The sequence below is a fragment of the Pseudanabaena sp. lw0831 genome (genome assembly GCF_016584665.1).
Classification (GTDB): Bacteria; Cyanobacteriota; Cyanobacteriia; order Pseudanabaenales; family Pseudanabaenaceae; genus Pseudanabaena.
On record NZ_BBJB01000004.1, the window covers coordinates 45,769 to 55,282 of the forward strand.

At 43.5% G+C, this 9,514-nt stretch carries 5 protein-coding genes; all 5 read left to right on the top strand.

What is annotated here, in order from left to right:
* Window positions 1-31: 31 nt before the first annotated feature.
* The 5 genes from APA_RS01270 (at window position 32) to APA_RS01290 (ending at window position 9,359) form a co-directional block, all read left to right on the top strand.
* Complete coding sequence (locus APA_RS01270) at window positions 32-1,531, top strand: DUF3131 domain-containing protein (RefSeq protein ID WP_201320512.1); 1,500 nt, start codon at window positions 32-34, stop codon at window positions 1,529-1,531.
* A complete protein-coding gene (locus tag APA_RS01275; protein ID WP_201320513.1) occupies window positions 1,510-5,562 on the top strand; it encodes a DUF3131 domain-containing protein in 4,053 nt (1,350 codons plus the stop codon). Before APA_RS01270 ends, APA_RS01275 begins: the two co-directional genes overlap by 22 nt.
* A 208-nt stretch (window positions 5,563-5,770) precedes the next feature.
* Window positions 5,771-6,952, top strand: a complete 1,182-nt coding sequence (locus tag APA_RS01280) for a hypothetical protein (RefSeq protein WP_201320514.1) — start codon at window positions 5,771-5,773, stop codon at window positions 6,950-6,952.
* 56 nt (window positions 6,953-7,008) lie between these two features.
* Window positions 7,009-9,003 carry a glycosyltransferase family 2 protein gene (locus tag APA_RS01285; protein WP_201320515.1) on the top strand — a complete coding sequence of 665 codons (1,995 nt, stop codon included), beginning with the start codon at window positions 7,009-7,011 and terminating at the stop codon, window positions 9,001-9,003.
* Between the two features lie 38 nt (window positions 9,004-9,041).
* Window positions 9,042-9,359 (top strand): STAS domain-containing protein, encoded by a 318-nt coding sequence (locus APA_RS01290; protein ID WP_201320516.1) that lies wholly within the window; start codon window positions 9,042-9,044, stop codon window positions 9,357-9,359.
* Window positions 9,360-9,514 lie beyond the last annotated feature (155 nt).

The window sequence follows — 9,514 nt, forward strand, 5'->3', positions numbered from 1 at the left end:
TGTTCTTAAGGGGTATTGCAGGAATTCAAATATGAATAACGATTTTGAGCCACCACCAAAAAAATGGGTCTTTCTAGCAACTTTTGGGGGAGTTGCCACCGCGATCGCAATTATTTTCGGGATGGAACAACTTTCCAGCAATCTTAAACAGCCTTTACTATCTAAATCAACCGCGATCGCGACACCAACCCCAAAAACAAGTCAGCCTATAGCGCAACCGACTGTAAAACCTACTAACGCTTCAAAGCCATTGTCAGAATCAGAAATTCAGGCGATCGCGAAATTTGATAATGAATCCGTGAAACTAGTGGGGCAAGCCGTAGCTGTAGAGCAGCAAGAAATTAGCAATCCGCCATATATCGCGCCCAAAGTTGGTCAACTCACCGCCGAAGAAATGGCGACAGCTAAGCAAGCATGGCGTTATTTTGAAAAGAATTGGAATGAAGACACGGGCTTAGTGAATTCTGCTGATGGGTTTCCCGCAGTCACGCTATGGGATCAGGCGGCAGCGATCGCTGCCTTGGTTAGCGCTAAAGAGCTTGACTTTGTGACTGAAGCAGACTTCGAGAAAAAGATGCGGCGCACATTGCAAACTTTAGCTAAACTAAAACTATATAAAGGCGAGTTACCCAATAAAGTCTATAACTCTAAAACGCTGATTCCAGTTAACTATGGAAAGTTGGATCAGCCAGAAGAAATTGGCTGGTCAGCTCTGGATATCGGTAGAATGGCGATTTGGTTGAAGATCGTTGCGACTAAATATCCTAATCTCACTGAAGATGCGGAAGCAGTTTGGAAAAGCTGGAAAGTAGAACGCCTAACCAAAAATGGACAGATGTATGGCACTAGTGTTAGTAAAGGCAAGGAGTCCTATAACCAAGAAGGTCGATTGGGTTATGAGAACTATGCGGCCTATGGGTTAAAGCTCTGGGGGCTGGATGTTTCTAAGGCTATCGATGCAAAATCTCAGGTTGCCTTTGTTGATCTCTATGGACAGGGAGTTCCCTATGACAAGCGGGACTATAAGAACTCTGAGGCGAACAACTATGTTTTGAGTGAGCCATTTATCCTTGATGGCATTGAAACTGGTTTTCAGTCACTACCCAAAGCCTATGCCGATCGCGTATTGGCTGCCCAAGAAGGGAGATATAAAGCCACTAAGATACTTACGGCTGTTACTGAAGATAATTTAGATCGCGCTCCCTATTTTGTTTACAGCACTTTGGTTGTGAATGGGAACGCATGGGCGACGATTACAGATACTCGCGAAACTCGAAATGATTTGCGATTCTTGAGTGCCAAGGCAGCGATTGGTTGGCATGTCCTTTACGACAATGTTTATACCCAAAAGCTATTTGGATTTGTTGTCACAAATCTCAAGGCTGATCTGGGTTGGTACAACGGTTTTTATGAGGCATTAGGTGAACCCAACAAGTCGCTGACAGCCAATAACAACGGTGTGATTTTAGAAAGTTTGCTCTATAAAAAAGTGGGACAACCGTTAAGCGTATGGGCAGGAATTTCTCCTTAAGCGTCTATCCACGCTGGGTCAGATTAGTATCGGGTTTTATTATTGGTGTGATGCTGGCGATCTTATGTTCGCAAGTACAAATTGAGATGGCGATCGCGCAAAATCAACGTAATCGCGATCGCGCGATCCCTAGTAGTTCAGGTAACGTTTGTGCGGTACTGCCAGCCCCGCTCAATAGTGAAGAGAAGGAATATGCTAGAGCCGCTTGGCAATATTTCGCGAAGAACTATCAACCTGCTACAGGATTTGTAAATGCGACGGGGGGCTATCCTTCAGCGACGCTCTGGGATATTGGTAATTATTTAGTGGCTCTGAATACAGCCCGTTGGCTGGACTTAATTTCTCAAAAAGAATTTGACGAAAAGTTCAATAAGTTTCTGGGATCTTTAGGTTCACTCAAACTATTTGATGGCGCTCTGCCCAATAAGGTCTACAACACTGCTAACAGCGCGATGGTGGACTATGGCAATAACCCCACTCCTCGCGGTATCGGTTGGTCAGCTTTAGATATTGGCAGAATCCTCGCAGCGTTCCATATCATTCGTACCTGTCATCCTAAATATGGTGACTGGATGAAGGGGATTTTGGGTAATTGGAAACTAGCACAATCATTGCTAAACGATCAACTTTATGGAGCAACGATCGCACCTGACGGAAAAACTATGCTAGTCCAAGAAGGAAGACTAGGCTATGAAGAATATGCCGTGCGTGGTTACGAACTCTGGGGATTTAAAGCGGACAAAGCCAAATCTTCTCAACCCTTTAAATTTGTGGACATTTATGGAATCCAAATCCCTGTAGATTTGCGTGACTTCCAAAGTACGAATGCCAATAATTATGTGGTCAGCGAGTCGTATATCCTTGATGGGATTGAGTTTGGTTGGGATTCAGAGCTAGCAGATTATGCGGGTAGAGTATTGGAAGTACAACGTCGCCGCTATTCCAATACAGGTCAGTTAACTGCTGTAACCGAAGACAACCTTGATGCGCCACCTTACTTTATTTACAACACGGTTTATTCCAATGGGGTAAACTTTGCGGCGATCACCGATGAGAATAAGCCGATCCCACAATTTCGGAGTATCAGTACAAAGGCTGCATTTGGTTGGCACTATCTCTATCCGACTAATGCCTATGCAAAAAAGATTTTTGATGCAGTCAAAGGACTACGCAGTGAAAAGGATGAAGGTTTTTATGCAGGTCTCTATGAAGCCTCAAAGATTCCTAACAAGTCTTTGACGGGAAATACGAACGGGCTGATTTTAGAAATCCTCTATTACAAAGCTAAGGGAAATCGTCCTATCGTCGATCGCAATGATTTAAAGGCAACTCCAGCGTCCACTGGTTCAGAAGCAACTGATAACGCCGACGCAATTGCCGCAGCAATACCAGAGCCAATCGCGCCAGTTCCTGCGGAGTCCACACCCTGCCCAAAGCTCAGCCAGCCTCTGTCGATATCTGAACGTCGTTATGCCCTCGCTGCTTGGCAATATTTTCGGACTAATTCCCAAGCAACGGGTTTAATTAACGATCGCAGTGATTTTAAAGGGGTAACGCTCTGGGGTTTAGGAGATTACCTCGCGGCTTTGCGATCGGCAAGGGTCTTAGAGATCATTCCTGAAAATGAATTCGATCGCTATGTGCGGCAATTGCTGGGAACGGTCAAGCAACTTCCCTTAGTTGGCGGCGAATTACCTAACCGCGCTTACGACCCTTGGTCATTGCAACCCGTAGACTATGGTGGCAATCCTACCGATGGCACGGGCTGGTCGGCAGCCGATCTGGGGCGATTTCTATCGGCTTTGTATGGATTAAAGTCCTGCTACCCTCAATATACAGATGCTGTCGATCGCACTTTACTGGATTGGTCATATTTGCGTGTAGTTCGCGATCGCGCTCTGGTTAGCGGTACGGTCACTAAAGATAACGCAGGACGCAGCTTGGCTCGCGCTCTACCTGAAACTCGTTTAGGCTATAGCGAATATGCTGCTAGAGCATTTCAACTATGGGGCTTTGATGTCGATCGCTCCGTAGTCGGAACTCAATATACCAAAGCTAATATCGAAGGTATGGAAGTTCCTGTGCAACGAAATGATGCACCAAAATCAAAGGAACCAATTTATACGGTTAGTGAACCATTTTTACTTTACGGCTTAGAGTTTGGGTTCGATCCTCAGATGAGGGCTTTAGCAGAGCCGATTTTTAAAGCGCAAGCAGAACGCTATCGGCGCACAAAGTTATTCACCGCAGCCAATACGGCGGCGATCAATACCCCTCCATTTGTTTTGCATAGCACGATCGTTGGTAATGGTCAGGGCTGGGCAAACCTTGATGATGAGGGTAAATCGGTGAAAGGCGATCGCCTTGTCAGCACAGGTGTAGCTTTTGCAATGTATGCGCTTTTTCCTGACGATCCATATAGTCGTGAACTTTGGCAGTCTGTTACCGATCTTTATAATCCCCAACTTGGCTTTTACGAGGGTTTTTACGAAAGCTCTGGCAATCGCGAAAACAATCAGACCGCCAATACTAATAGTCTGATTTTGCAAGCAATGCTCTATCGGGCAACCAATCGCCAGCCTTTGCTACGTCCTACATCAAATAACTCTCCTTGGTGGCAAGCGATCGCCTCCGACGACATGAGCCGAGGATTACCAACTAGCAAAATTCCAACCGCAAAACTTGTCACCGATGGAACTAATACTTTTTGGGATTCACTAAATGCTGAAGTTGCTAGTATTCCCAAACCTCCAGAGAAATTACCAGAGAAATTACCCACGCAATTACCAGAGAAAGCCCCAGATATTCCTGCTGTTGTTAAACAACCAGATCCAGTTCCAGTAGTAGTTAAGCCAATTGAGCCACCACTCAAAGCGCAGCCGATCGCCTTATCAGAAGCCGATGCGATCGCCGCAAGGCAAGCATGGAAATATTTTGAGAATAACTCTAATCCGCAAACAGGACTGGTCAATGCGGTTAATGGCTATGCATGGACAACGCTTTGGGATCAAGGCAGTGCTTTACTCGGCTTACATGCTGCCCAGCAGCTTGGCATCATTTCGCCAGAAATTTTCCAGCAACGTCTCGACACTGTTCTGAATACCCTCGAAAAGTTGTCATTACCCAAGCATGGCTTACCAAACAAAGCCTATAGCACTGTCTCCGCCGCGATGTATCAGCTTGATAACACTCCTGATCCTAATGGCATCAGTGGTTGGTCAGCTCTAGATACAGCCCGCTTCTTGGGAGCGCTACATGTTGTTCGGGTTCATCATCCCGCCTATCGCGATCGCATTAATAACATCGTCAAGCGTTGGGAATTAGCCAAATTAGTCAAAGATGGTTTGCTCTATGGTGGACATCCTGACTCTAGCGATCGCTTGCAATATCTTCAAGAAGGGAGACTTGGCTATGAGCAATATGCTGCAAACTGCCTCAAACTTTGGGGAATAGAAGCTGTAAATGCCCTGAATAATCCACCGATAAAAACTGTAACAGTCGATGGCATTAGCTTAGAAGTTGATCGCCGTGATCTCCAAAACTCAGGCGCAAGCAATCATCTCACCAATGATCCTTATGTACTATGGGGTTTAGAAATTGGCTGGAATGATATGGGTAAGCGTCAAGCAGAAACCCTCTATCAACTGCAAAAGCAACGCTATGAACGCACCAAAATTGTTACTTGTATCAATGAAGATTCAATTAATCGACCGCCTTACTTTCTTTACTACAGCGCTTTTGTGAATGGACAACCTTGGCAAGCGATCGATAGTAGAGGTAATCCCCATCCCGAATTAAAATTTGTCAGCACCAAGGCAGCCTTTGGTTGGAGTGTTCTTAAGAACGATGATTATGCAATTAAGCTCCGCGAAACTGTAATTTCTCTAGCTGACAAAGATCGCGGTTATCTATCAGGAAAGTTTGAAGATTCTAACTTAGGAGTGAATAACGTTATGGATGTCAATACTAATGCGATCGTTCTCGAAAGCATATTGTTCAAGGCAAGAGGCAGTGTTCCGCTTGTTATCTGACACTTTTAGGACTTACGCAGAAATTGCTAAGACCCTCATCCCCCAACCCCTTCTCCCAGAACGGGAGAAGGGGAGTAAGAAAATTTTCTTGTTCCCCTCTCCCTTTTTGGGAGAGGGGCTAGGGGTGAGGGTCTTAGCAATTTCTGCGTAAGTCCTAACTTTATTAAAAAATCCATACTATGTCTTTAACAAGATTCTGATAACAATCATGACCAAATCATCAACAAGCCCTATATTGTCACGAAGTCAAAAGCAGCAATCTCAAAATAGATTATTAAAGTCAGCAGTTTTATTTAGTCCGATTTTGAGTCCGATTTTAAGTCTGTTTTTATTTAGTGCAAGTACTTCACAAGCTAACCCTTCTGGTAACTTGCCCCTCAAGAAACCATCTCAAGTATTGCCAAATAATAATAGTAATAATGATCAGGCGATCGCGACTAAACCTCCGATATTACTTGGCTTATATACCACTGGTTATGCGGGTGAACAACAAATAATTGATCGCGAACTACGGCAAGTAGAAGAAGCGGCTGGCAAAAAACATGCGATCGCTGGCATCTTTATGGATATTCAAGATGAAAATCCTAACTACAACATTGGGCATCGATTGGAACTCCTTCGAGAAAATGGTTATACCGCATTCATTAACCTCAAATCCACGTATAATGCAGCTGCGATCGCTAGAGGTGATTTAGATACAGACTTGCGAAGAGTTGCCAATGCTGTTGCCGATTGGACAAAAAAAGGCGATGGGCGGATGATGTTCATTGCTCCATTGCAAGAGATGAATATCAGTGGTGAGGCTTATAGCCTTGATCCTGCAAATTTCAAAATAGCCTATAAAAGATTTCAGCAAATCTTTGCAGAATCTGGAGTTCCTTCAAAATCTGTACTTTGGGTATTTGCTCCCAATGGGTTTAGTCGCGTTCGCAATCACGACTTCGAGAACTATTACCCAAGTGATGCTCAAGTCGATATCGTCGGTTTTAGTGGCTATAACTGGGGTTATTGCCCTAGTCCACTTAATCAAAGAAAACTCTGGGACAAACCTGAACTTGCCTATGAGCCTTATATCAAGAGAATGGAGAAGCTTGCCCCGAACAAACCAATTTTTATTGCCCAAATGGCTTCTAGTAGCTACTACAGCCCTCAAAATTCCAACAACATAGCCAAAGACAATTGGTTGTATGACACTTACAAATATTTTGCTGCTTCTCAATCTGTACAAGCCATCATCTATTTCAATATCCAAAAAGAGTGTGATTGGGCTTTAAGCTCCCAAAGTCAAACCACAACTAGAAACTATAGGGAGAGCGTTGCTGACCAAACATATGGATACATCAAGCCTCAAAATATGCCTCAATTTTTTAAATCGTTGATCAAGTTTTAATTCTCTCGATCTTCTTACATATCAACTCATCTTTGATGACTAAAGGCAGGTAGTTTATGACTTCACCCACTACGATTCTTGAGAACGCTCCAAGCTTTATCGGCAATATGCGATCGCGCCTAAAGGATCGCACCTTATTATTTCGCTACCTTGCCGAAATCAATATTATTTTAGGAGCATGGTATATATTCTGGCGGTTTAACCATTCCATAAATTTCAATGTGCTCTGGATATCGATTCCTTTAATTCTGGCAGAGCTTTATAGTTTTATCGGCGGCGCGATGTTCACTATTGGGCTATGGAGACCGCTCGAACGCGAAGTGCGATCGCTTGACCAATTACGTCCATCTTTAGCTGTAAATGATTTTCCCACTGTCGATATATTTATCACTTGCTACAACGAACCTGTAGAGATGGTCGAAGAAACAGCTAAAGCGGCTCTTAATATTGAGTATCCTGTTAATAAATTGCGCGTTTATATCCTTGATGATGGTAAATCTGATGATATGCGAGCAATGTCACAAATGCTAGCGATCGAAGATTTGCGATCGCCCCAAAATCAAGCAGAAGCTGCTCGTATTGAAAACGAGCGAGCTGAGCTAGAAACAAGGTTATATCAATTGCAAGAACTTCTTCCCAACACCAAAGAAGCTGATGATTTTTTGCAAAATGTAGCGGAATCGCATCCTGCGGTCAAGTTTTTACTGACCCTTCGCGATGTCTTTGTAATTATGAATGGTAAGGCGACAACGGGCATTAGCGTAAGCGATCGGCTTCTAATTGAGCAGAAACGTCTCGAAAAAGAGATTCAGCAAAAGGAGAGAGAATCAAGCGATCTCATTCGATGTCGCTACATTGGACGAACTAAGATCAAAGGTCAACCCCACCATGCTAAAGCTGGCAATATTAACCATGCTATTTTTTCTGGAGAGACTCATGGTTCATTTATTCTTACCCTTGATGCCGATCACATTCCTAAGCCCCAATTTCTCAAGCGTGTCCTACCCTACTTTTATAGTTTCAATCAATGGACTGGTAAATATGAAGGTAATCGCATCGCTTTTGTCCAAACCCCACAAGACTTCTACAATTTACCTGAAGGCGATCCTTACGGACATTCGGCACATTTATTTTATGGACCAATTCAGCAGGGCAAAGATGGCTTGAACTCAGCTTTTTATACTGGGACTAATGCTATTCTGCGCCGAGAAGCTTTGCTGAATGTCGGCTTGCAATACTTTTCTGCCGCTTTAGAGCAAGATTCCGATCGCATTAACGAATTCAATTTAATTGGTGGTATGTCCAGCAGTAGTATTACTGAAGATATGAATACAGCCATGCGTCTGCATAGCGCTGGCTGGCAATCGGTTTATCATAATGAGCTACTAGCTGAAGGGTTAGCTCCTGACGATCTAGTTTCGACGCTGAAGCAACGGCTGCGTTGGGCGCAAGGAACTATTCAAGTACTCCTACAAGAAAATCCATTAACCAAGTCTGGACTATCTTTTTGGCAGCGCTTGCAATATTTCCAGACCATGTATAGCTACTTCTCTGGATTCTTCACTCTAATTTTTATTTGTTGTCCGATCATCTTTTTCTTTACAGATATCATTCCTGTCAGCGCTTATGGCGCAGACTTTGCGATTCATTTCTTTCCTGCTTTCGTGATCAATCGCCTAACCTTCCTTGCCGCAACTTGGGGAATTCCTGCGGGAGAGCTATGGCGCTCTGAGCAATATGCGATCGCACTGTTCCCATTGTTTATCCAATCAGTTTGGAGTGTTTTTTCAGGAATACCACTGAGTTTTCAAGTCACTCCTAAACAAAGGCAATCAGGTAATTATCTTTACCTCGTTGTGCCACAATTAACAATTATTGCTCTCACTGTTGTGGGAATGACATGGAGCTTAATTCGCTTTATGATGGGCACATTGTCAGATCCTTGGGTTCACCTTCTCAATAGCAGTTGGGCAATATATAATGTTTGTTTACTCAGTGTCGTTGTCAAAGCAGCTGTGTGGCAACCGAAAGAAGAATCTCCAAAAGTATAAACAGTTTTCATGCAAATTGATTTAGTGAGGATTAAACAATGAATGAATCGATCAGTGTATTTGAGCCAGAAGGTATTATCGATAGTGCTGGAGGCGGTCAAATTCGTCAAGATGTTAGCGATCGCCTTGAGGCTGGAGTTGAGTCAATTTTGCTTGACCTTACGAGTATTTCTTTTATGGATAGTTCTGGTCTAGGAGCAATGGTAGCAACGCTGCAACGAGTAAGAGCAAAAGGAGCTAAGTTATATCTTTGCTCTCTTAACGATCAGATCAAAATCATCTTGGAATTAACCAAAATGGATAAGGTTTTTGATATTTTGCCAGATCGCGCAGCATTTGATGCGTTGATCCTCTAAGAACCCATTTAAGAATTACATAACACTTGAAATTTTGTTTAAAATTCTAGTTGTCTAGCCCCCTAAATCCCTCAATTCTGGGGGGCTTAAATCTAAGTCCCCCCCAATTCTGCTACCGTGTACACACAAGTCATAAAACCTAGCTAAGTCAACAA